The 21,621-nt window shown below is 72.0% G+C and carries 17 protein-coding genes and 1 other RNA gene; 3 read left to right on the plus strand and 15 right to left on the minus strand.

The features are described from left to right. Positions 1-110: 110 nt before the first annotated feature. Positions 111-1,073, plus strand: a complete 963-nt coding sequence (locus NYF13_RS00155; protein ID WP_315653419.1) for an ATP-binding protein — start codon at positions 111-113, stop codon at positions 1,071-1,073. 212 nt (positions 1,074-1,285) lie between these two features. Here the strand turns inward: NYF13_RS00155 and NYF13_RS00160 are convergent, their stop codons facing one another. From NYF13_RS00160 to NYF13_RS00215, 11 genes are all read right to left on the minus strand, one after another. After that, a complete protein-coding gene (locus NYF13_RS00160) occupies positions 1,286-1,483 on the minus strand; it encodes a hypothetical protein (protein WP_315653420.1) in 198 nt (65 codons plus the stop codon). Between the two features lie 64 nt (positions 1,484-1,547). After that, the gene (locus NYF13_RS00165; protein ID WP_315657351.1) at positions 1,548-1,778 is read right to left on the minus strand and encodes a hypothetical protein; all 231 of its coding nucleotides are present in this window, start codon (positions 1,776-1,778) and stop codon (positions 1,548-1,550) included. 3,078 nt (positions 1,779-4,856) lie between these two features. Then, positions 4,857-5,855: a C40 family peptidase gene (locus NYF13_RS00175; protein ID WP_315653421.1), complete on the minus strand. Its 999-nt coding sequence runs from the start codon at positions 5,853-5,855 to the stop codon at positions 4,857-4,859. A gap of 5 nt (positions 5,856-5,860) precedes the next feature. Further along, complete coding sequence (locus tag NYF13_RS00180; RefSeq protein WP_315653422.1) at positions 5,861-6,460, minus strand: hypothetical protein; 600 nt, start codon at positions 6,458-6,460, stop codon at positions 5,861-5,863. Positions 6,461-6,463: 3 nt separating this feature from the next. Continuing rightward, positions 6,464-8,539 (minus strand): magnesium transporter, encoded by a 2,076-nt coding sequence (locus NYF13_RS00185; protein ID WP_315653423.1) that lies wholly within the window; start codon positions 8,537-8,539, stop codon positions 6,464-6,466. After that, positions 8,536-11,514 (minus strand): ATP-binding protein, encoded by a 2,979-nt coding sequence (locus NYF13_RS00190; protein ID WP_315653424.1) that lies wholly within the window; start codon positions 11,512-11,514, stop codon positions 8,536-8,538. The genes NYF13_RS00185 and NYF13_RS00190 overlap by 4 nt, the downstream gene beginning before the upstream one ends. Positions 11,515-11,517: 3 nt before the next feature. Continuing rightward, on the minus strand, positions 11,518-12,006 hold the full coding sequence (locus NYF13_RS00195; protein ID WP_315653425.1) for a hypothetical protein: 489 nt from the start codon (positions 12,004-12,006) through the stop codon (positions 11,518-11,520). A gap of 12 nt (positions 12,007-12,018) precedes the next feature. Beyond that, entirely contained in the window at positions 12,019-12,285 is a 267-nt protein-coding gene (locus NYF13_RS00200) for a hypothetical protein (RefSeq protein ID WP_091625991.1), read from the minus strand. Between the two features lie 624 nt (positions 12,286-12,909). Beyond that, complete coding sequence (locus tag NYF13_RS00205) at positions 12,910-13,770, minus strand: SCO6745 family protein (RefSeq protein ID WP_315653426.1); 861 nt, start codon at positions 13,768-13,770, stop codon at positions 12,910-12,912. A 60-nt stretch (positions 13,771-13,830) separates the two neighbouring features. After that, positions 13,831-14,234, minus strand: an RNA gene (gene rnpB / locus NYF13_RS00210) — RNase P RNA component class A. Between the two features lie 740 nt (positions 14,235-14,974). After that, entirely contained in the window at positions 14,975-15,121 is a 147-nt protein-coding gene (locus tag NYF13_RS00215; protein ID WP_315653427.1) for a hypothetical protein, read from the minus strand. Between the two features lie 164 nt (positions 15,122-15,285). Here NYF13_RS00215 and NYF13_RS00220 point away from each other — a divergent pair, with 164 nt between their 5' ends. Continuing rightward, positions 15,286-15,600 carry a helix-turn-helix domain-containing protein gene (locus tag NYF13_RS00220; protein ID WP_315653428.1) on the plus strand — a complete coding sequence of 105 codons (315 nt, stop codon included), beginning with the start codon at positions 15,286-15,288 and terminating at the stop codon, positions 15,598-15,600. A 225-nt stretch (positions 15,601-15,825) separates the two neighbouring features. Beyond that, complete coding sequence (locus NYF13_RS00225; protein WP_315657108.1) at positions 15,826-17,007, plus strand: SLC13 family permease; 1,182 nt, start codon at positions 15,826-15,828, stop codon at positions 17,005-17,007. A gap of 4 nt (positions 17,008-17,011) precedes the next feature. Here the strand turns inward: NYF13_RS00225 and NYF13_RS00230 are convergent, their stop codons facing one another. The 4 genes from NYF13_RS00230 to NYF13_RS00245 form a co-directional block, all read right to left on the minus strand. Further along, positions 17,012-18,754, minus strand: a complete 1,743-nt coding sequence (locus NYF13_RS00230; RefSeq protein ID WP_315653429.1) for a hypothetical protein — start codon at positions 18,752-18,754, stop codon at positions 17,012-17,014. Positions 18,755-18,935: 181 nt separating this feature from the next. After that, positions 18,936-20,060, minus strand: coding sequence for a bifunctional RNase H/acid phosphatase (locus tag NYF13_RS00235; protein ID WP_315653430.1), 1,125 nt, complete (start codon positions 20,058-20,060; stop codon positions 18,936-18,938). Further along, positions 20,057-20,794 (minus strand): C4-type zinc ribbon domain-containing protein, encoded by a 738-nt coding sequence (locus NYF13_RS00240; protein WP_315653431.1) that lies wholly within the window; start codon positions 20,792-20,794, stop codon positions 20,057-20,059. Before NYF13_RS00240 ends, NYF13_RS00235 begins: the two co-directional genes overlap by 4 nt. Then, the gene (locus NYF13_RS00245; protein ID WP_315653432.1) at positions 20,791-21,618 is read right to left on the minus strand and encodes a Nif3-like dinuclear metal center hexameric protein; all 828 of its coding nucleotides are present in this window, start codon (positions 21,616-21,618) and stop codon (positions 20,791-20,793) included. The genes NYF13_RS00240 and NYF13_RS00245 overlap by 4 nt, the downstream gene beginning before the upstream one ends. Between the last annotated feature and the right edge of the window lie 3 nt (positions 21,619-21,621).

Consider the following 21,621-nt stretch of genomic DNA (forward strand, 5'->3'; position numbering starts at 1 on the left):
GTATCCCGCCGAAGCGCCGCCGATCGCCCGTTCGGGCGCGCGCCGGTCGGGTGTACGTTGAACCCCGGACTTTCTTGAAAACCGAATTCATTTCCGAAAGGGTTTCGCACGTGAAGATCGCGTTCGTCGGCAAGGGCGGCAGCGGGAAGACCACGCTGTCCTCGCTGTTCATCTCCTACCTGGCCGACGCCGCCAAACCGGTGCTGGCGATCGACGCCGACATCAACCAGCACCTCGCCGTGGCGCTGGGCGCCACCGAGGAAGAGGCCCTCGCGTGGCCGACGCTGGGCGACCACATGGCGTTGATCAAGGAGCACCTGCGCGGCACGAACCCGCGGATCCCGGACGTCGCTTCGATGATCAAGACGACCCCGCCGGGCCGCGGGTCGCGCCTGGTGAAGCCGTTCGAGGACGATCCGGTGTCGGACGCGTGCTTCCGCTCCCTCGGCGGCGTGCGCCTGGCCGTGACCGGCCAGTTCGACGAAGACGATCTCGGCGTGGCCTGCTACCACTCGAAGGTCGGCGCGGCGGAACTGCTGCTGAACCACATGGTCGACGACCGCGACGAGTACGTGGTGATGGACATGACCGCGGGCGCGGACGCGTTCGCCTCGGGCCTGTTCACCCGCTTCGACGTGACTTTCCTGGTCTGCGAGCCGACGCTGCGCAGCGTGGGGGTGTACCGGCAGTACGCGGACCACGCCCGCGACTTCGGCGTGCGCCTGGTGGTGGTCGGCAACAAGGTCGCGGACGCCGACGACGTGGCGTTCCTGAGCGATCAGCTGGGCGACGCGCTGATCGGCTGGCTGGGCGCATCGGGCCACGTCCGCGCCGCCGAGCGGGGCGCGCCGCGGCCGATCGGGGAGCTGGAGCCGCACAACCTCGACACCCTGGCCACCATGCTGTCCACGGTGGACGCGGAGGAGCGCGACTGGGCGCGCTACCAGCGCCAGGGGGTGGAGTTCCACCTGCGCAACGCCCGGGCCTGGGGGAACGGGCGGACGGGGACGGACCTCGAGGGGCAGGTGGACCCGGAGTTCGTGCTGGGGACCTCGGTGCCCGTTTCGAGCTGAGACCGGAGGGCGCGGGGCCGGTACTCGCTTGGGGCTCGGCGCGAACCGGCCCGGGTCCGGCCGGTCGCCGACCGGCCGGACTCCGGCTCGGCCGGGCCGCCGCCTGTGGGAATCCCGGCTCGGCCGGGCCGCCGCCGCCAGCGGGCTGTGGGCTGTGGGCTGTGGGCTCACGGTCCGTCGGCAGCGGCCGGTGGTTCAGTCACGCTGGTGGTTCAGTCGGCGTCCCAGGCGCGATCGGCGGCGTCGGCCTGCTGGGTGCGTTCCCGGGCGATGTCGAGGGCGCGGCGAGCCGTGGCCTCGTCCGGGTACGGGCCGAGCAGGTCGACGCCCCGGCCGCGCTCCAGGTGTTCCACCTCGTTGGTGCGGGTGTTGTAGTACCACCCCTGGTCCGGGTTCGGGTCGTCAGCCATGCCGCTCAGCGTGGCAGCTCACGACGCGCCTGTCACTCCGGCGGCGCCGTCCGAGGCCCCGGGTTCACTTCCGGTACCGGTAGGGAATCTCGGTCGGCTCACCGGTCGGCCCGAACTCGCCGCTGTTCTCCTCGCGGTTCTCGAACTCGTCGAACCACCCCCGCGACTGCGGCAACGGCATCCCCCGAGGCGGCGTGTCTTCGTCGTCCGGCGAGGGAGCGGAGAAGGCGATCGGCACCTCCCGCACCGGAGCCGGCTCCGCCCCACCGACACCCCCCTCGAGCTTCCGGCTCATGGACGACGGCTGCGGCAGCCCACCCCGCGGCCCCCACGGCCCGGCACCCCCCGGCGGACCGGAGGGTACCGGCCGCCCGGCCGGCTGAGGCAGCGTCGACGACCCAGCGGGCCCCTGCTGCTGGGCCGGTGGCTGCGGCCCAACGGATCCGTGCTGCTGAGCCGGCGGCGGCCCAACGGATCCCTGTTGCTGGGCTGATGGCGGCGGACCAGCGAATCCTTGCTGCTGGGTGGGTGGCTGCTGTTCCACGGATCCCTGTTGCTGGGGCTGCATCGACGACCCAGCGGATCCGTGCTCCTGAGTCAGTGGCGGCGGCCCAGCCGATCCCTGCTGCTGGGCCGGTGGCGGCGATCCAGCGGATCCTTGCTGCTGAGCCGGTGGCGGCGATCCGGCAGGTCCCTGCTGCTGAGCCGGTGGCTGCTGTTCCGCCGGCGTGGGCGGTACCGGCGGTACCACCGGCTCTCGCCCCGGGAACACCGGCGGCGCGGCCCGGAAGCTCCGCACCGGCGGCGGAGCCCCGACCGGCCCAGTCTCCTGTCCGGGGAACACCGGCAACCGCCGCCCATCCGGCCCCAACCCCGCCGACCGCCCGCCACCCGGCTGCGGCAACGCCGGCCGTGGCCCTTGCGGCTGCGGCAGGAAGGGCGGCGGTTGCAGCGGCCCGGACTGCGGCTGGGCTTGCGCCTGCGATTGAGCTTGGGGCTGCGATGGGGCCTGCGGCTGGGGCTGCGGTTGCGGTTGGGCTTGCGCCTGCGATGGGGCTTGGGCCTGCGGCTGGGGTTGCGGTTTAAGCTGGGGTTGCGGCCGAGAGAGCTGCGGTTGCGGCAACGGCTGCTGTCCCGGCGAATCCACCGGCTGGCCCGTCGACGGCTGCTCCCCCGAAGGCCGGGACTCCTCAGCCGGCATCAGCTCAGGTAGGGCTTCCTCCTCCGCAACGGACTCTGCGACGTCCGATTGACTCGGGACACGGTCCGGCTCGGCAACGGGCAACTCCAGCGCAGCGGGCGGTTCCACGGGCTCGGGCTGGGCCGAAGGCTCCGGGTAAGCATCCGGCTTCGATTCGGCCGCCGTGGTTTCTGCCGGGGTGAATGCCGGGCCGGGCTGACTAGGCGTCTCGTCGGGCTCGGCCGGAGGGTGGTCGGCCGGATTCGGCGCACTGCCCGGCTCCGGCTCGGCGACGTTTCGTGCCGGGGCCTCGGCGACGAGTTCCCCCGGCGGGCCGGGCACCGCCTCCCCAGAAGGTTCACCCTGCGGGACCGGCGCCACCTCCGTAGACGGCTCACCCGATGGGCTCTGGGCCGCCTCCGCGAGGGGCTCACCCGACGGGCTCGACACCACCTTCGTAGACGACTCACCTGGCGGGTTCTGGGCCGCCTCTGTGGACGGCTCACTCTGTGGGCTCGGCACCGGTTCGGTAGCGGGTTCACGCTGCGGGACCGGCGCCGCTTCCGTAGCGGATTCACCCTGCTGGTTCGGCGTCGGCTCGGCCGGGGATTCCTCCGGCGGAGACGGAGGCTCGGCTAGTGAAGGGCTTTCCGGCGAAGGCACGGCGGGAGGTCCGGACTGGGGCTCGGCCAACTGCGGCTCCGGGAGGACGCCCGGCTCCGGTGAATACACTGGAGCCTGATCGGCCATCGCGCGGTGGGGCGGGGGCGGCGGCTCGGCGGGCGCAGGGTCGGCGTGTTGGTCCTGGGCCGCGCCGGGTGTGGTCGACCACTTCGGGATCGGGCCAGGTGACCAGCCCCGGGCCGGGCTGCTCGGCGGTGCCGGCTCGTGACCGGGGCCGGAGGGCTGAAGCGGCGGCTCCTCGGGAGCGGTGGCCGGACGGGGGGCCACGACTTCCGGGCGCGGCTCCGGAGGCTCGGGTGCGGCCGGGACGGTGCCCGGGTGCGTTGCGCTCGCGGCCGAAGCCTCGGTGACCGGCCCGGGCGAGGTGGCAGCGGACGGCCTCCCGCCGTTGACCGGAGGAGCAGCGGCGGGCGGGACCTGACCGCCGCCGAGGCCGGACGAGGTAGCGGCACCAGAACCGGACGTGGCAGCAGCGTCGCCCGAGCCCGCGGCCCCAGCCCCAGCCCCAGCCCCACTGAAACCAGAACCGGGCACACCACCAGCACGACCCGAACCCGCAGCCCCATCACCACCAAGACCAGAACCCGGCCCACCACCAGCGTGGCCCGAACCCCCAGCCCCATCACTACTGAAACCAGAGCCGGGCCCACCCGCGGCGTGACCCGAACCCGGCGCCCCATCTCCACCAGAACCCGGCCCGCCACCAGCACGGCCCGAACCCCCAGCCCCGTCACCACCAGGACCGGAACCCGGAACCCCGGCAACCGGCATCCCACCTTCGAAACCCGGCCCGGGTGAACCCGGCACCGTCCGCCAGACCGGAGCCGGGCCGATGTTCATCGCCGCGGGAGCGGCCAGCGGGGCGGTCGGCGGAGCGGGGGCGGCGGGGCGGGGCAGGGGCTTCGGGATCGGGTCCAGGCAGGAGACCAGGACCGTGGTGTTCAGCGGGTCCGGCACCTTGCGGCCGCTGCGCTCCCGGTAGATCATCTCGCCCTCGGTGTCGATCTCGACCAGGTAGCCGGCCTCGGCCAGTTGCTCCTCGTCGAGGTCCACGAGCTTTTCGTAGCGCGAGGGCACCACGCGGTAGACCGGCCAGGCCAGACGGGCGTGCTCGGCGTGGAACTGCGCCAGCAGGGCCGCCATCTGCTGCTGCCACGGCAGCGACATGCCCTCCGCCAGCGAGCGCGGCAGCACCACGTAACCCGCGTCGACGCCGGGCCAACCGTGGTTCAGCTGGTCCGACAGGGGCGTGCTGGACGCCGGGTGCGCGGACTGACGCTGCGGCTGCGGGGCGCCGAACAGCGTTCGCGGGTCCTGGGGCTCGCCCGGGCCGGGCTTGCCTCGCTTGCCGAATTTCCGTGCCACGTGTGTCATCCTCTGCCAGCGCGCGGCCGCGTACTCGTGGACAGGCCGCGACTTCGGGTGATCCGGGCCCGCCGCCGGGTGCTCGGGCGGGCCGCGGAGTTCACCCCGGTCGGTGTCAAGAGCCGGTATCGCCCGAACCCCATGCTAGACGCCGGGACGCACCGCCTGGGGGACCACTTCGGCCTCGTCGAAGGAGAACGGGCGGACGTGCACCGGGACGCCGGTCTGCTGGGCCTCGACGATCTTGCCGTCGCCCAGGTACATCGCCACGTGGTGGATCGTCGAGGGGTTGGCCGGGTCGGTGGCCAGGAAGACGAGGTCACCGGGCTGCGCGTCCCGCACCGGCATCATCGCGCCCGCCTTGTACTGGTCCTGCGAAACGCGCGGCAGGATCACCCCGGCCGACTCGTAGGCCCGCAGCATCAGGCCGGAGCAGTCGAAGGAGCCGGGCCCGGTCGCGCCCCAAACGTACGGCTTGCCCTGCTCCCCCAGCGCGAACTTGATCGCCTGCGCGGCGGCCTGGCTCGGCGGCAGCGCCGCGCCCAGGCCCTGCCCGCAGCCGGAGGCGTCGGCGACCTGGCCCAGGTTCTGCAAGAGGACCGCCGCCATCGGCTCCCACTTGTGGTAACGGTCGGGGAAGCCGGAGCGCTCGACGGCCTGCGCCGCGTCGCCGGGCCGCAGGCTGGCCCAGTCCGGCACCGAAAGCAGCACGTCGAAGAACTTGTTGATCGCGTAGTTCGGGTTGGTCACCTCGGCCGCGGTGCCCCAGTTCATCGACGGGCGCATCTGGAAGATGCCGAGCGAGTCGCGGTCGCCGTGGTCGTAGTTGTGCAGGGTCGACTCGGTCATGCCCGCCTGGATCGCCACCTGCCACGCCCGCGGCGCGAGACTTCGCTGCTTGCCGATGGAGATGATCAGCGCGACGACGCCGCGCTGGTCCTGGTCCAGGTCCGCCGCGGCCGCCCCGCCCTGCTCGGGCTGGCCCGGCTGGGTCGGCCCGATGGCGGCGTCGCAGGAGGTGTTCACCAGTCCGCCGGCCGCGGCCTGCTGCTGGTCGACCACGACCTTCGTCACGGCGCTGGTGGTCAGCACCGTGGCGAACACCGCGGCGATCAGCACCCCGACCAGGATCCCGAGCTTCACCGGGCTCAGCTCGCCTGGTCGTAGTCCGCCACTCGCCATCCCGCGCCGGTGTCGACCACGGTGATGCTGAGCTTCGGACCATCGGTGGGAACGACGACCTGCACGGAGCTGGTGTAGGAGGAGGAGACGGCCGGTTCACCGGTCACGCGCGTGGCCGGGATGTTGGCGGGGTCCACAGTGGACATGACCGGCAGGTACTCTTCGGTGGTCAGCGCGCGCATCCCGTTGAGCCAGTCGGCGTTCGAGATGCCGGCCGGGTGGTTCGCCCAGGCCGTGGCCCACTGCTTCGCCACGTTGACGGCCTCGGGGTTGGGCGGCGCGGACGTCGGCGTGGCCAGCGGGCTGGACAGCCGCGTGGGCAGCGTCGAGGAGCTGGGCACCGGAGCCGCCAAGCCGCCCGGCGGCTTGGCGCTGCTCGACGACGCGCGGGGACCGGTCTGGGCCAAGGCCGGCCGGTCCACCGCCTTCGGCAGCACGATGCCGAGCACGGTGACCAGGACGGCCAGGAACACCAGCGTTCCCGCCAGGTGGCGCGGTGAGCGCAGCGGCCAGCCCCACAGGCGGCGGTAGACCGCGGCCCGGCCGCGGTTGGTGCGGATCGGCATCCGTCACCTCCCCATGACCTGGTCGGTGTCGCGCACCTCGATGCCCCGGGAGGGGCGGTAGAGCACGAACACCGGCTTGCCCGCCACGACTTCGGGGTCCACCCGGCGCGGCTGGGCGCGGATCCCCGGTGGCGTGTACACGCTGGCCTGCTCCGGCACGGCCTCCGGCGTGGCGTACCCGCGGTCGGCGTTGTTCATCCGCGACGGCACGACCACCGGCTCGGGTTCGTCGCTCCAGCGCAGGTCGGCGACGGGCGAGGTGTCGACGCGGCGGCTCTCCTGCATCGGCAGCCGGAATCCGCCCACGTAGTCGCCGGGTTCGCCGGAGGCCGGGTTGTACCGGCCGTACACGGGTGAGCCCGGACGTCCGGAGGGCAGCGCGGCCGTCGCCCCACCCGAGCCGACGGCGCCGGGCCACGGCGCCCCGGACCAGGCGGCGGCCGGCCGCACCGCGCCCGAACCGTTGTCGAGCCGCTGAGCACTGGCGAACACGGTCGCCTCGGGGCGGTAGCGCCCACCGCCGACGGTGGCGCCGATCGGTCCGCGGACGTCGCCGTCCACCACGTCGTCGGTCTCCCGCACGTTCTGCCAGAACGAATCCTGCGGCGTCGGCTCGTTCGACCCCTTGCGGAACCTGGAGAAGATCCCGCCCGAGGGCGAGGGCACCGCGGCGCCGACCATGCTCACGGACATCTCGACCATCTGCCACAACCGCCGCACCGGGCGCCCGACCATGAACAGCAGCACGGTGATCAGCCCGGCCAGCACCATCTGGGTCAGCATGTTCAGCGAGTTGCCCGCGTCGAAGATCGCCTGCAGCAGCAGCGCGTGCACCCCGGCCAGCACCGAGAGCACGACCAGGTTGAACGCCACCCCGCCGGCCACCTTCAGCACGCGCCGCAGGATGTCCGGCTGCAGCAGCGCCACCAGCCCGATCAGCGGCGCGGTGAGCGCGAACAGCCGGATCAGCACCTGCGCCAGCAGCACCGAGGCCTTGGCCAGGAGCTGGAACAGCGAGTAGACGATGCCCTGGCCCAGCGCCAGGAACCCGGCCCCGGTCCGGCCACCGGACTCACCGGTGAAGTACCCGGTGGCGGGGCCGAGCTTGGTGGAGATGTCCTTGAAGGCGGCCTTCTTGGCGTCGACCACGTTCTGCTTGCCGTCGTCGCCGTCACGCAACTGCGCCCAGGCGAACGCCTGCGCGTCGAGCAGGGGGCGGCCGAACTGGTCGGCCTGGGGCGCGTTCGGGGCGCCGAACTCACCGCGCAGCCAGTTCTTGTAGACGATCTCGTTGTGCAGTTCGGTCGGCAGGATGTGCCGGACCACGCGGTTGTCCGACTCGTCGACGAAACCGGCCTGGATGTTCGTGGTGGTCTGGACGATCGCCTTGTCGATGGGGTCGAAGTACCGGAGCATGGCCAGCGACGACGCCGCGAGCCAGACCGCGGCGAGGGCGTACAGCGCCCGTTTGCTGACCGCGGCCAGGTCGCCGCGCCAGATGTTGCGGAACAACATGATCGACATGATCAGCGCGACCAGGCCGAACAGCTTCGCGTAGATGTTGTTGTAGACCTTCTCCGCGCCGGACTTGACCGCGTTGTAGATCGGGTTGAGCAGACCGCCTTCGAGCACCGTGTAGTGCAGCGAGTTGGTGGCGCCGACCAGGTTCTTGCCCACGTTGAACAGCTGGTTGCCGGCCCAGGTGTCGATCGTGGAACTCGGCGACGCGAGGCTGGACAGCGGGGAGCAGTCGGTCTGGAACGTGTTCCAGACCAGGCCGGCGTAGCTGTAGTCGATGTACGCGCTACCGGCTTCCCCATGGCCTTCGGCCGGGTCGATCGCGCCGACCATGCCCGCGCCGGGACGCTCGGGATTGGGCGCTTCGCCGCAGGCCGCGGCGTTGGCCGACGGCGCCAGCACCACCGTCTGCATCCCGAGGACGACCATGACCGCGATCATGGTGGCCCGCCGGCTGGGCCGGGGCCCGCCCGGTCCGAAGCCCTGCCGGACCCGTCGTCGCAGGGCGGACCAGGCGGCGGCGAGCGCCAGCACGGACGCCAGGGTCCAGACCGTGCTCACGCGGCATCCCGGCCGGTGCCGCCCTTGCCGCCGCCGGCGCGGGCCGGTTGGCCCTGGCCTCGTCCGGTTCCGTTCTGGTGCACCGCGCCCTCCACCTCGCCGGTCTCGGACGCGAGCGGGTCCGGCGAGCCGAGGAGCTGCTCGTCGGTCAGGCCGACCTCGAGCTCGGCCTGCAGCTCGAAGTCGTGTTGCAGCTCGTCGTCCTCGGGTGGGGTGGGGACGTACGGGGCGGGCTCGTCGTCGGACAGGCGCGGCACGACCAGGCCGGTGCCCGGTTTGGTGTACGCGTCCTTCGAGCCCGGGGTGGTGTCCATGACCGAGCGCAACTGCTGCAGGTGGGGGCCGGAGAAGTCGACGCGGATGCGCTCCACCCCGCCGGCGCCGTCGCCGAAGATGAACTGGCGGGGTTCGACGTCGCGCTCCAGTCCGCGTTGCGAGCCCGGGCGGCGGCCCAGCGCCGCGACGACCTGCTCGTAGCCCACGCCGACCGGCACCTTCAGCAGGCGCAACGCGTCCGCCTGCGCGTCGTCGTCGTCCAGGCGGCCGACGAAGACCGAGTCCAGCAGCGCGACGAAGCCCTGGATCTTCAGGAAGTCCGCCGGGATCTGCGAAGACAGCAGCACCCGGACGTTCCACTTGCGCGAGTCCCGCGCGAAGCGGTTCATCAGCACGCGCCCGGTCGGCACCTCGGACAGGAAGAACGCCTCGTCGATCCAGACGCCCTTGCGCAGTTCCTTCGGCTTCTCGTACACCGAGCGCTGGGTCAGCCAGGCCGCCAGGTTCAGCATCTCGACGCCGAGGGACTCCGCGTCCGTCCAGTACTCGCGCGGCACGCCGTCCTTGGGCAGGGTCAGGCCCGCCATGGTCAGCACGGTCATCCGGTCGTCGCGGGTCTCGGCGTACGGGTCGGCGTCGTCCTCCGGGATCAGCAGCGCCATGCGCTCGCGCATCTCGTCGAGGAAGTCCGCGACGACCACGGCGTGCTCGTGGTGCTCGCTGGAGTCCCGCCGCAGCGCGTCGATCACCTGGCCCGGGTCGGCGTCGAACCGGCCGCCGACCGCGCGCACGGCCCGCAGCAGCACGATCCGCGTCTGCGCCATGCGCGACACCTCGTACGGCAGCACACCGGTCAGCACGTCCAGCACCAGGCGACGCCGCGTCGCGCCCGCCAGCGCCTTCTCGCGCCGCCAGGACCGCTCGGGGTCGTCTTCGTCCATGAAGTGCTCGAGCAGCGGGTCGGCCACCACCCGGTACGGGTTGAGGATGCCGGGCTGGGCGTTGAGCAGGTTGATCGGCCGCGCGTACGGGCGCAGCTCGGGTAGGTCGCACAGCCGCGAGAGCGGGCCGGACGGGTCGAGGATGGTCCAGTGCGCCCCGGCGCGCAGCGTCTTGTAGACGATGCCGCCGCCGAGGAAGGACTTGCCGCCGCCCAGCCCGGCCACCATCGCGGTGAGTCCCGAGCCGTCGCGGATCTCCTGCGCCATCCACGGGTCCCAGGCCACCGGGCGCCGGGTCGCGGTCACCGTCTCGCCGAGCAGGATGCCGCGCCGGTCGCCGACCTCGGCCGTGGCCGTGGGCACCGCGGAGGCGCCCCACACCACGGAACCGCGGCGCATGTAGGCCGCCGAGGCCAGCGGCTCGCCCGGGATGAACTCCCGCGCCATCGCGTACTGCGCCTCGGGGTGCTCGATGGCGACCTTGGGCTTGTACAGGTCGAGCAGCTGCTGGGCCAGCCGCAGCGCGTCACGCTCGGTCGGGCCGGACACGGCCAGGCGCCACCACGAGCGCACGCGCGTGGCCAGCGCGGTGAAGCCCGACGTCATCTCGTCGTCGATCTCCAGCACCCGCCCGGCCTGGCGCGAAAGGGACTGCGGCGGCTCCAGCTCGTGCTCATCGGTGTAGTGCTTGACCTGCGAGCGCACCTTGTTCATCTGGCGCTGCAGCTCACCGGAGACCTCTTCGGGCCGCCGGACGTAGATCCGCGCGGACACCTCGACCGCGGCGGGCAGCCGGTCGGCGTGCTGGATCCACGGGTCGTCCACCTCGGGGATCTGGAGTCCGTGCATCTGGCCGACGGTCAGCACGGCGAGGTGCCGCGAGACGCCCGCGTTGGAGCCCGTGCGGCCGCGGACGGTGACCGTCGGGGCGTACGGGTCGGCGTAGAAGTCGGCGGCGTCGGTGAAGCTGGCCAGGTCCTCGGGCTCCCAGGCGGCGCCCGGCACGGCGGGCATGTTCCGCGGTGCGGGCAGGCCCAGGGAACAGGACCGGTGCATCAGCCAGGACATCTCCTCGGCGTGCACCGGCCGGCCCTCCAGACCGGCGCTGCCGATCACCTGGTCCAGGTGCTCGACCTCGGAGTCCAGCGCGGCCAGCTCGGCGTCCACCGCCTCGGGCAGGATCTTGCGCAGCACCGGGGCGGCGCGCTCGACCGCGCGGTCCACCATGCGCCGGGTCTGCACCTGGACGCCGAGGTAGACCTCCTTCTCGGCCATCGACCGGCCCATCAGCTGCTGCTGCTCGCCGATCAGGTAGTCGTCGAAGGACAGCGCGCCCGGCACGTCGCCCGGGCGCCCGACCGCGTTGTGCACGTGGGCCTCGGCCCACATCCGGATCGGGTACGGCCGGTTGGTCACGCGCAGGTGCAGCCAGCGGCCCTGCAGCTCGGCGTACTGCCCGGCGATGGCCGCGATCAGGTCGCGGCGCTGCGAGTCGGAGCGGAACGACCAGCGCTGCGGCGCCAGCCGGTACCAGGCGTACACCTCGTAACCCGTGCGCAGCAGGTGCCCGTCGATGCTGCGGGCGGCGATCGACGGGGTGTAGGCCGGTATGGCCTGCTCACCCGTCAGCCGTTTGCCGCCCTTGCCGCTCGACGCGGTGTTCCTGGCGCTCGCGGACCGGACCTGCTGGGGCGTCTGCCAAGCGCCCACCGGCACGTCCTGATCCCGCTTCCCTCGGCTCCCGCCGCGACCGAACAACGACTACCTCCCGGCCCGAGCCGCGGGGCGGCTCCGGCGCGCTCGTGGTGTTCCCTGTGCCCCGGCCTGTGTCCCGGCGACCTGGCCGTAGCCGTGGTGCCGGTACTGCCGCCTTCTCTTGTGCTTCGGTACCGGGCGCTCGGCCCGCACGCGGACCCGGCTGGCGCTGACCGCGCCGCCCGTGCCCGCGCCCCGCTCCCGCGGCGTGTTGAGCTCCCGGCCCGCCATCGCGACCACGGTGCCCAGCGGGCGCTCGTGGCTGATCTTGGCCGTGATCAGCCGGGTGACCACGATCGTGATCACGAAGGCCCACGCCGTGGAGAAGAACCCGAAGCTCCAGCCCGCCCACCGCTCCACGGTGAGCACGAGCAGGAAGACCGGGATGCCGATGAGCCACGCCACGTAGCGGGCTCTCCAGGGAAAAGTCGCCTTCGGCGGGCCGAGCCAGACGGCGTCGACCCGGTAGACCTCGTCATCGGTCCTGATGCGCACGCCTGCCCCGTCTCAGCCGGTGAACAGGCCGGCGATCCACTGGCCCACGTTGACGCCGGCGCCGCTGACCGCGAGCCCGATGATCGCGAGCGCGATGACCACCCCGGCGAGGCGGCGCATCACTCCGGCGTTGTCGCCCTTGCCGCCGCCCAGCCAGAGCAGCAGGAGTGCGACGGCCAGCAGCACCAGGGGGATGACGTTGTCGATCAACCAGCTACGGACGTTGCCGGTGCCGAGCTCGCCGGCAGCCAGCGTCTCGAGGGTGGTCATGGTCATCATCGCGATACTCCCGGTGCGCGGAGGGGGCCGCGCGGTTCTGGCTTCGGCGAAGCCTCGAACAACATCATGGCGTCACAAGGGGTAGTGGTCAAAGCGCACTCGGTGAATGTCGACTTGTGGTCAGGGGGCGGGCTCCCAGCGGTCTGGTCAGGATTCCTCGCCCTCCATCATGGTGGCAAGGGTGCCTGGGATTAACCCCGGACACCCGGATTGCGCAGTCGGCCGACGAGCTCCGACCGCCGGAAGCACTTTGCTCACTCTCGGTGCTCGCCGGACCGCCGGGATGAGTCCACGACCAGTGTGGCATGCCCCATTCAGCCGCCTCTAGCGAGTCCGGTGAGTGAGCACCACGCTGCGGCCGTGATCCGGAAGCGAGCCCGACGCAGTGAGGCCCTTGTCACGATACGCGTAAACCGGAGGACGTCTTTCACTACATAGCGTGACAGCGAACCTCGATGATCGACCGGCCGAAAGGCGGGTCCGGACCGCCTCAGCACCGGGAAGACCGGGTTCCCGGCTGGACCCGGTGCTCACTGCGAGTGCGCGTTCGGCCGCCCGAACCAACGTGACCTGCGCCGTTCGGCCGCCCCGGTGCCCACGGCGGCCGTCCGGGAACTTCTCGGATCAGGATCGTGCGGCGGGCGGACGCGGGAACACGCCCGCTTTCGCCACGGTGCGGCTGAGCGGCCGGCACAGCTCGCGCAGCCGGGCCGACTTCTCCTCGCCCAGGCGCGCCCACGGCCCCTCGGAGGCGGCGTTCGTCGCGGCTTCGACCCGCTCCCGCAGTTCGGTGCCGCGGTCGGTCAGCCCGCCGTCGGCGTCGAGGAGACCCTGGCCGGCCAGCTCGGCGACGGCCCCGTCCCACTGCTCGTCACTCCAGCCCCGGGTCTTCTTCGCGTCCTCCGGGGTGAAACCGGCACCGGTGGCGACGTGGGTGACCAGTGCGCCGAGCCCGCTCAGCCCGTTCAGCATCAGTGCGGCCACGTGCGCGTCTCCACGGTGCTCGCGCAGCAGCGTGATGCCGTGCCAGAGCGCCACGTGCGGCTGCTCGGGCCAGGCCAGGCCCGCGTGCCCGGCGTAGAGGGCCCGGCCTTCCACTTCGCAGCCACCCGCGGCCTCGCGGACCAGCTCGACGGCCTCGGCCAGATCTTCGGACGCGAGGACCTCTTCACCCAGCAGCCGCCGGTACGTCGCGTCGACGGCCTCGAAGCGGGCCGCGACCACGGCCTCCGGCGTCGCCAGGGTCCAGGCGCGCGGAAGGTGCCGGGTGATGATCTCGGGGTTGAAGTTGTAGAACGTCGCGGCCACCACGTCCGGCCCGACGGCCCCCATCGGCGCGGACCGCCCGGCGAAGTAGCACATCCGGCCGGGCCGCAGGCCCACCGCCGAGAGGTACTGATCGGTCTCCGGCACGAAGTACACCAAGGCGTGCAGCGTGTCGAAGGTGCCTTTGAACTGTTTCGCGATGTCCGTGGCCTCACCCATGCGAGGCACCCTACCCCCTGGTAACCCCGGTCGGCCGGGACCGGTTTCGCGGGGAAGGGGCGGACGAGCTGGCATGTAAGCCGGATCCTGTTCCCGGCCGCGCCTCTCGGCGGGCCGGGCGACGGTCATCCATCTCGGCCTGCCGTTGCCGGCAGGCTCCAGCGGCCTACCCGCAGGCATCGGACGGGCCGTCCTCGAACGCCTGCGCAGGAGCGTGAGCTCCCTCTTGGCCTTGCTCCGGGTGGGGTTTACCGAGCCATCCCGGTCACCCGGGATGCTGGTGGTCTCTTACACCACCGTTTCACCCTTACCCCCGTCGAATCCCGCACTGACGGGGGCGGTCTGTTTTCTGTGGCACTTTCCCGCGGGTCGCCCCGGGTTGCCGTTAGCAACCACCCTGCCCTGCGGAGTCCGGACTTTCCTCGGACCGGGTGACCCCGGGCCGCGACCGTCCTGCCAGCTCGTCCGCCGGGAGATCGTACCCACCGGGCCACGCCCGCGGTGGAGCGGGCGCCCGCTCGCCCCCGCACCTGCACCCGGGGTCACGAGTACTGACGCAAGCCGGTGACGCCGCCGAGAACCAGCCCAGTGTCCGCTTCGGACTGAGCGGTTTCGTCTTCTCTCCCGCTCCGCGGTGAAGCAGACAGGTAAGTCCACTTCGGACAATCAGGGGATGTGGCGGACTCGGGCTCCCCGGACCTGGCGCAATGCGACGACGGGTCCGTGCGGACCTGACCGGCACCCTCGAGCACATCGCTGACCGGGGCATCGAGTACAAGAGCCGGGGCACGGGGCCGGTGGGGATGCGAGGTCACCCACGTCCAGCGTAATCGCATCATCTCATGGAGTGAGTGCCCTAACCCATCGCGGCACCGCTGGTGTCGAACTCCTTCTCAGCCCCACCCGTTCCGCTGACGGGTCCATCCCGAGCCACGACCATGGCGTATTCACACTTCTGAACAGCCACACCGTTCGGAGGTTGAATGTTCGAGTATCGATCGTCCCGGGAAGTCGTAGCCGAACCCTCCTTGTTGAAGTATCCGAGCACCTTCGACGTCATCGATGCGGGGTTCGCCTCGCCGTCAGCCCGTAGTGAAGTGCTAGTGGAGAAGGACGAATTCGGACCAGGAATGCCAGCTGACGCGATCACGGCCGATCTCGCGTGCACCATCGTCCGGGGTGCCAACGGATCCGATTCAGTTGGTCAAGCCGTCTGGTCCCGGCTCGTGTTGAGCAGCCGGAACAGTCCCTTACCAGGCAGCTCCATTCGAACTGGCGCAACGACCGCACGGACGTCCAGGCACATGTGCTCCTCGGATTCATCCTCGCCGCGCATGACATCGAAGCGCATCAACGGAGGCTGGGTTGCGCAGCCGAGACCGACTTGACGGTGGTGCCTCTTCATTCCCGGCCTGACGACACCACGGTCGAAGGGGAACGTCTCGGCGCCTTGGCCGACCGGATGGGCCTGCGCTTCCTGGTCGACTCGCGTAACGACAGGCGGGGTGAGGTCGCATGAACCCGCGAGACGATGCCCAGGGCGCTTCTTTCGCATTCGTCTACCGTTCCCGGCGGTCGATGACGTTCCCCGAACTCTTCGCTCTGCCGGCAGCGGTCACCTTGGCCACCGCCGCGAAAGCGTTCAACACGCATGTCAACACCGCGTACCAGCACATCAGGCGCGGCACGTTCCCTTGCACCGTGATCCGCCCTGGTGGGCGTTACCTGGTTCCGACCAAGGCGTTACTGGAAGCCTTGCAGATCGACGAAGTACCGATTTACCTCGAAGATGTCGATCGTGGCGCGGAAAACTCCGCTCGGTTCGACTAGACCGTACGGGCGGTGGCCGCTCAGCCAGGGCGGCCACCGCCCACCGACCGGAGTCGGCCGGTGCGGCGGCGGTGGCCGCGATCCCGCTCGTGGTGCCGGTGGCCGAGCGCTCGGCCGAGCCGCTGTGCCGGCTCCCGCACCCCTCCGATTAGCGTTACCCGGGTGACCGGACCCGCGGCGGCAGTGACCAGCCTGATCCTGCTCGCCGCCACGCTGGGGTTCGCCATGGTGCGGCCGCGCGGTTGGCCCGAGGCGGTGGCCGCGGTGCCGTTGGCCGGGGTGGCGTTGCTGCTGGGGCTGGCGACGCCGGCCGAGGCCGGGCGGCGGGTGGTCGAGATCCTGCCGACGATGGGCTTCCTCGCCGCGATCCTGCTGCTGAGCCACCTAGCCGCGGTGGACGGGGTGTTCCGCTGGCTCGGGAGCCGGCTGGCGGAGGTGTGCCGGGGGCGGCCGCGGCGGCTGCTCGTGCTGACCTTCGCCGCGGCAGCCGGGGTGACCGCGATACTCAGCCTCGACGCGACCGTCGTGCTGCTCACGCCCGTGGTCCTCGCGACCGCCGAGGGGCTGCGGCTCGAGTCGAAACCACACGTCTACGCGTGCGCGCACCTGGCCAACTCGGCGTCCACCCTGCTGCCCGTCTCGAACCTCACGAACCTGCTCGCCTTCGCCGCCTCCGGGCTCACCTTCGCCGGGTTCACGGCCCTGATGGCGCTGCCCTGGCTCGTGACGCTGGCCGTCGAACTGGCCGTGTTCGCCCGGTTCTTCCGACGGGACCTGGCCGCCGCGCCGAGCACCAGCGAGCCCGAGCACCGTGAAGCCCCGGTGTTCGCGCTGGTGGTGCTGGCCGGCACGCTGGTCGGCTTCGGGGCCGGTCCGCTGGTGTCCGTCGAGCCGGTCTGGGTGGCCGCGCTGGCCGCGCTCGTGCTCGGGGTGAAAGCGCTGGCCGAGCGCAAGATCAAGCCCTGGCAGCTGATCACCGAGGCTTCGCCGATGCTGATCCTGTTCGTGCTCGGGCTGGCCGTGGTGGTCGAGGCGGTTTCCGAGCACCTGCTGGGCGGCGTGCTGCACGCCCTGCTGCCGGACCGCACCGGACTGCCCGAGCTGCTGGTCACCGCGGCCATCGCGGCCGTGCTGGCCAACCTGGTCAACAACCTGCCGGCCACGCTGATCCTGCTCGCCGTGCTGGGCCCGCACCCGAACCCCGGCCTCCTGCTCGCCGTGCTGCTGGGCGTGAACATCGGACCGAACGCGACCTACCTCGGCTCGCTCGCCACGCTGCTGTGGCGCCGGGTGCTGGACCGAGCCGGGCACCGGCCGTCGGCGTGGGAGTTCCTCAAGCTCGGCGCGCTGACCACGCCGCTGTCCCTCGCCGCGGCCACCGTGGCGCTCTGGCTGGTGCTGCCCTGAGCGGTCAGGGACGCGGCGGGACGGTCTGGCCCGGCTGCATCGTCGGTCCGCAGTCGTTGAGCCCGTTGCCGAACCGGTAGGCCTCGACGTCCATCATCGTGGTCGCCGCGTAGTGCCGGACCGCCTGGAGCTTGGCCGGGTCCGTGACGGCGTCCTTGCGCACGAAGTCGCCGTTGCGCGGGCCCGTGCTCGGGTAGACGAAGATCGGGTAGTAGTCGCGGTCCACGCGCGGGTCGACGGTGATCCCGTTGCCCGCCGCCCACGGGCCCCACGAGTGGATGAAGGTCGGCTTGACCTGGTTGAACACGTAGTCGCGCAGGCCGGCGATGTCGTCGTTCTTGGTCAGGTCGGCGATGTCGGCGTCCACCAGCCCGGCCATGTCCACCAGGTGCAGCCGGCTGGTCATCGACGAGCCGCCCAGGTCCGGCAGCAGCAGCGAGGCCCGCTGGAGGCCCAGCAGGTCGGCGTAGGTGTTGAACCCGCGGCCGAAGCGGTCGGCGACCAGGCAGGCCGGGATGGTGGGGCTCTTGACGAACTCGTCCGAAGCGTGCGTGAACCCGACCAGCGACGGGATCGCCGCGGCCACCACGACCACCGAGGCCACCGCGCGCCAGCGCACCTTGACCGTGCGCAGCAGCTCCCCGAACGCGAGCGTGCCGCCCAGCACGCCCAGCACCCACACCGGCGTCGCGAAGCGGTTCTGCGCCATCCAGTCCGGGATCATCACGCCGAAGGCGATCACCCCCAGCGCGAACGGCGTCATCAGCGCGATCAGCGCCCGGCGCCACGGAGCCCGGACCATCGCCCAGATCACCACCGCGGCGAGCACGACGGTGCCCGCGACGCCGGCGTAGGCGATCAGGTTGCCGGGCCGGATGATCGAGTAGATGTCGGGCAGGCCCTGCTTCTTGGCCACCGACGGGTTCGCCAGCAGCCGGTGGAATTCGCTGTAGCGCCAGGCCACGTACGCCCCGAACGGGACGGCGAAGGCCACAATGGACAGCAGCGCGAAGCGGAAGCTGCGCCAGAAGCCCTCGCGGCGCACGCCGAAGAGCAGGACGATCGGGTACGAGGCCATGTAGATCAGGCCTTCCGGGCGCGTCAGCGCGGCGAACGCGACGATCACCCCGGCCGCCACGGCGATCTTCGGCGTGAGCGCGCGCTCTTGGCGCACCGCGCTGAACAGCAGCACCGCCAGGCCGAGCACGGCGAAGGCGAACAGCGAGTTCTCCAGGCCGGAGACCACCCAGATGACGAACGACGGGATGGTGGCCAGCGTGAGGCCGAAGGCGAGGGTGGCCACCCAGGCGCGGCGCGGGAAGAGCTGGCGCGCGGCCACGTGGCCGAGGATCAGGATGCCGGCGGTGAACAGCAGGCCGAGCAGCTTCGGGAACAGCACGTAGTCCGGGAGGCCGAACAGCAGGCCGTGGTCGAACAGCCCGGCCAGCTTGCCGAGCGCGAGCAGCACCATCCAGGTCGGGTCGGAGAAGCCCTCGACCGGCGGGGCGCCGGGCTGCAGCACCGGGCCGAGGCCGTCGGCGAAGCTGCGGGAATAGGAGAAGGTGATGGCCGCGTCGTCCACGATCCAGTGGCCGTAACGGGTGGCGTGCCAGGCGACCGCGGCCACCCCGGCGAGCACCGCCAGCGTGGCGGCGATCCAGCCGTGGCGCAGGCCGCGGGCGGTCTCGGGCGCGTCCGGCTCGGGCAGGTCGCGTTCGGATGCTTCGCTGAGTGCGCTAGCCGTCATGTCCTCGTCACTGTTCCTACTCGCAGATCTGGCCGAGAGGCGCACGAGCCTGCGCCCCCCTGTCAGGATCCCCAAGGATCCGCGCCGCGGCGCCGCGGTCGACTCAGCACTCTAGCCAATACCTCACCGGACGGTTCCCACGCGTCACCGCTGGGCGTGATCCGCGGCACAACCCGCCCGGTCAGCTCAGGTGCGAGGTGTCGTTGACCAGCCGGACGGAGGCGTTGCCGTCGGGGTAGAACTCGACGGTGGACAGCGACGCGAGGTCCAGGTGCAGCCGGAACAGCAGCGACGGACCGGCGTCCAGGCCCAGCCGCAGCAGGGTCTTGATCGGCGTCACGTGGCTGACCAGCAGGATCGTGCGCCCGGCGTGGGCCTCGATCAGCTCGTCCCGGGCCTGGCGGACGCGCGCGTGGACCGCGTCGAAGCTCTCGCCGCCGGGTGGCGCGCACGACGGGTCGGACAACCAGCGGCGGTGCAGCTCCGGATCGTGCTCCGCGGCCTCGGAGAAGGTGAGGCCCTCCCAGTCGCCGAAGTCGGTTTCGATCAGGCCCGGGTGCGTCTCGACCCGGCCGCCGAGGGCGTCGGCGGCCGCTTGGGCGGTCTGCTTCGTCCGGGTCAGCGGCGACGCGATGATGGGCACGGCCCCACCGTCCTCGCCGATCAGGCCCGGCCGTCCGGCCAGCCGCTTGGCGGAGGCGGCGGCCTGCTCCCGGCCGCGCTCGGTGAGCGGGACGTCCCCGCGGCCGGAGTAGCGGCGGTCGACCGACATCTCCGTCTGGCCGTGGCGCAGCAGGAGCAGCCGGGTGGGTGTGCCGCGGGCACCGGTCCAGCCGGTCAGGGGGGCCCGGCCCGGCTCGGTGGCCCCGGCCGGGGCGGCGGCGGGGGTGGGACGGCCGGTGCCGCCGTCCATCGCGACGTTGGCGAGCCGGTCGGCGTGCGAGTTCTCGGCGCGGGGGATCCACTGGTAGGAGACGCGGTCGAAGCGCCCGGCCAGGGCCCGCGCCTCGGCGGCGAGCGGCTGCAGGGCCGCGTGCTTGATCTTCCACCGGCCGGACATCTGCTCCACGACGAGCTTGGAGTCCATCCGGATGTCCACAGTGGACGCACCGGTCTCGGCCGCCGCCTTGAGCCCGGCGACCAGTCCGGAGTACTCGGCCACGTTGTTGGTGGCCACGCCGAGGAACTCGTGCCGTTCGAGCAGGACCGCACCGGTCTTCGCGTCCTTGACCACGGCGCCGTACCCGGCCGGGCCGGGGTTGCCGCGCGAGCCGCCGTCGGCTTCGACGACCACGCGGCCGGTCACAGCCCCGACTCCAGGGTGCGGACCAGGATCGCCCCGCAGTTCTCGCACTGCACCACGGTGTCCTCGGCGGTGGCCTTGATCTCGCTGATCGTGTTGCGGTCCAGCTCGAGCTGGCAGGCGCCGCAGCGGCGGGCGCGCAGCAGGGCCGCGCCGATGCCCTTGTGCTCGAGGGTGCGCTGGTACAGCTTGAGCAGCGGTTCCGGGAAGCGCGGCAGCAGGCGCGCGCGGTCCTCGTCGCGGCGGGCGCGCGTGGTGTCGAGGTCCTTGAACGCCTCGTCGCGGCGGGTGACCGCGGCGGCCACCTCCTGCTCGGCCCGGTCGACCTCGGCCCCGGTGCGCTTGGCGTCCAGCTCCAGGGCCTCGCGCTGCTCCATCAGCTCCAGCAGGTCGTCCTCCAGCGCGCCCTGGCGCCGGCCGAGGGTCTGCAGCTCGTGCTCGATGTCGGTCATTTGCTTGGAGTTCACGGAGCCGGACTCCAGGAGCTTGCGGTCGCGGTCCACGCGGGCGCGCACCGACTCGATCTCCTTCTCCTGCCGGGCGATCTCGCGGTCGAGGTCGGACACGGCGGTCTGGACCGAGACGAGGGCGTCGCGCTTGCCCCGGACGTCCTGCTCCCCGGCGTCGATCTCGGCGAGTTCGGGGAGGGTGCGGCGGCGGTGCGCCGTGCGCGAAAGCTCGGCGTCCACCTTCGCGAGTTCGAGCAGCTGGCGCTGGACGGCGGGGTCGGCCTTCACGGTGCTCCTTGGTGGCTAGCGCGGACGGTCCACGGGTCGGTGCACCGCGTGGACACGTGGCAGTCGAGGTTACCCGCAAAGGCCGCGCCGACCACGCCCGAGGCTTGACCGCACCAGGGCCATTCGCTGGCCCAGTGGGTGAGCCCGACCAGTGCGGGCACCGTCCCGGTGGCCGCGAGGTGCTCCCCGGCGGGGTGGTGGCGCAGGTCCGCGGTGACGTAGGCGTCGACCCCCGCGGCGGCGGCCCGGGCGAGGTGGGAGTCCCCGGCCCCGCCGGAGACCGCGACGGTGCGGACCGGCCGGTCGGGGTCACCGGCGCCGAGCACGCCGGGCACCGTCGCGGGCAGCGCCCGGGCGACCCGCCGCACGAACGCGTCGAACGGCTCGGGCTCGGGCAGCTCCCCGATCCGGCCGAGCCCGGTGCGGCTGCCGGGGGCGTGCGGGTCGAGCGGCCGCCGCACGGTGAGACCGATGGCCCCGGCGAGCGCGTCGGACACCCCGGGGTCGGCCGAGTCGGCGTTGGTGTGCGCGCAGTAGAGCGCGACGCCGCCCCGGATCAGGCGGTGCACGAGCCCGCCCTTGGCGGTGTCCGCCGGCACCCCGTGCACCCCGCGCAGCAGCAGGGGGTGGTGCGCGACGATCAGCTGCGCGCCCCGCTCCTCGGCCTCGGCCACGGTCGCTTCGACCGGGTCGACGCAGAAGAGCACGCGGGTCACTTCCTCGGCGGGGTCGCCGCAGACGAGACCCACGGCGTCCCAGCTCTCGGCGAGGTGCTTCGGGTAGCTGCGTTCCAGGACTTCGATGATCTCGGACAGAGCGGGCACCGG

The sequence above is a fragment of the Amycolatopsis sp. PS_44_ISF1 genome (assembly GCF_032335455.1).
In the GTDB taxonomy this organism is placed as follows: Bacteria; Actinomycetota; Actinomycetes; order Mycobacteriales; family Pseudonocardiaceae; genus Amycolatopsis.

Bases quoted from the DNA above. Each gene is read 5' to 3' on its own strand.
- NYF13_RS00205 (WP_315653426.1), bottom strand. From the start codon at position 13,770: ATGGGTGAGGCCACGGACATCGCGAAACAGTTCAAAGGCACCTTCGAC.
- NYF13_RS00180 (WP_315653422.1), bottom strand. From the start codon at position 6,460: ATGCCGATCCGCACCAACCGCGGCCGGGCCGCGGTCTACCGCCGCCTG.
- NYF13_RS00220 (WP_315653428.1), top strand. From the start codon at position 15,286: ATGAACCCGCGAGACGATGCCCAGGGCGCTTCTTTCGCATTCGTCTAC.
- NYF13_RS00225 (WP_315657108.1), top strand. From the start codon at position 15,826: ATGGTGCGGCCGCGCGGTTGGCCCGAGGCGGTGGCCGCGGTGCCGTTG.
- NYF13_RS00165 (WP_315657351.1), bottom strand. From the start codon at position 1,778: ATGAGCCGGAAGCTCGAGGGGGGTGTCGGTGGGGCGGAGCCGGCTCCG.
- NYF13_RS00200 (WP_091625991.1), bottom strand. From the start codon at position 12,285: ATGATGACCATGACCACCCTCGAGACGCTGGCTGCCGGCGAGCTCGGC.
- NYF13_RS00160 (WP_315653420.1), bottom strand. From the start codon at position 1,483: ATGGCTGACGACCCGAACCCGGACCAGGGGTGGTACTACAACACCCGC.
- NYF13_RS00230 (WP_315653429.1), bottom strand. From the start codon at position 18,754: ATGACGGCTAGCGCACTCAGCGAAGCATCCGAACGCGACCTGCCCGAG.
- NYF13_RS00215 (WP_315653427.1), bottom strand. From the start codon at position 15,121: ATGCGCTTCGATGTCATGCGCGGCGAGGATGAATCCGAGGAGCACATG.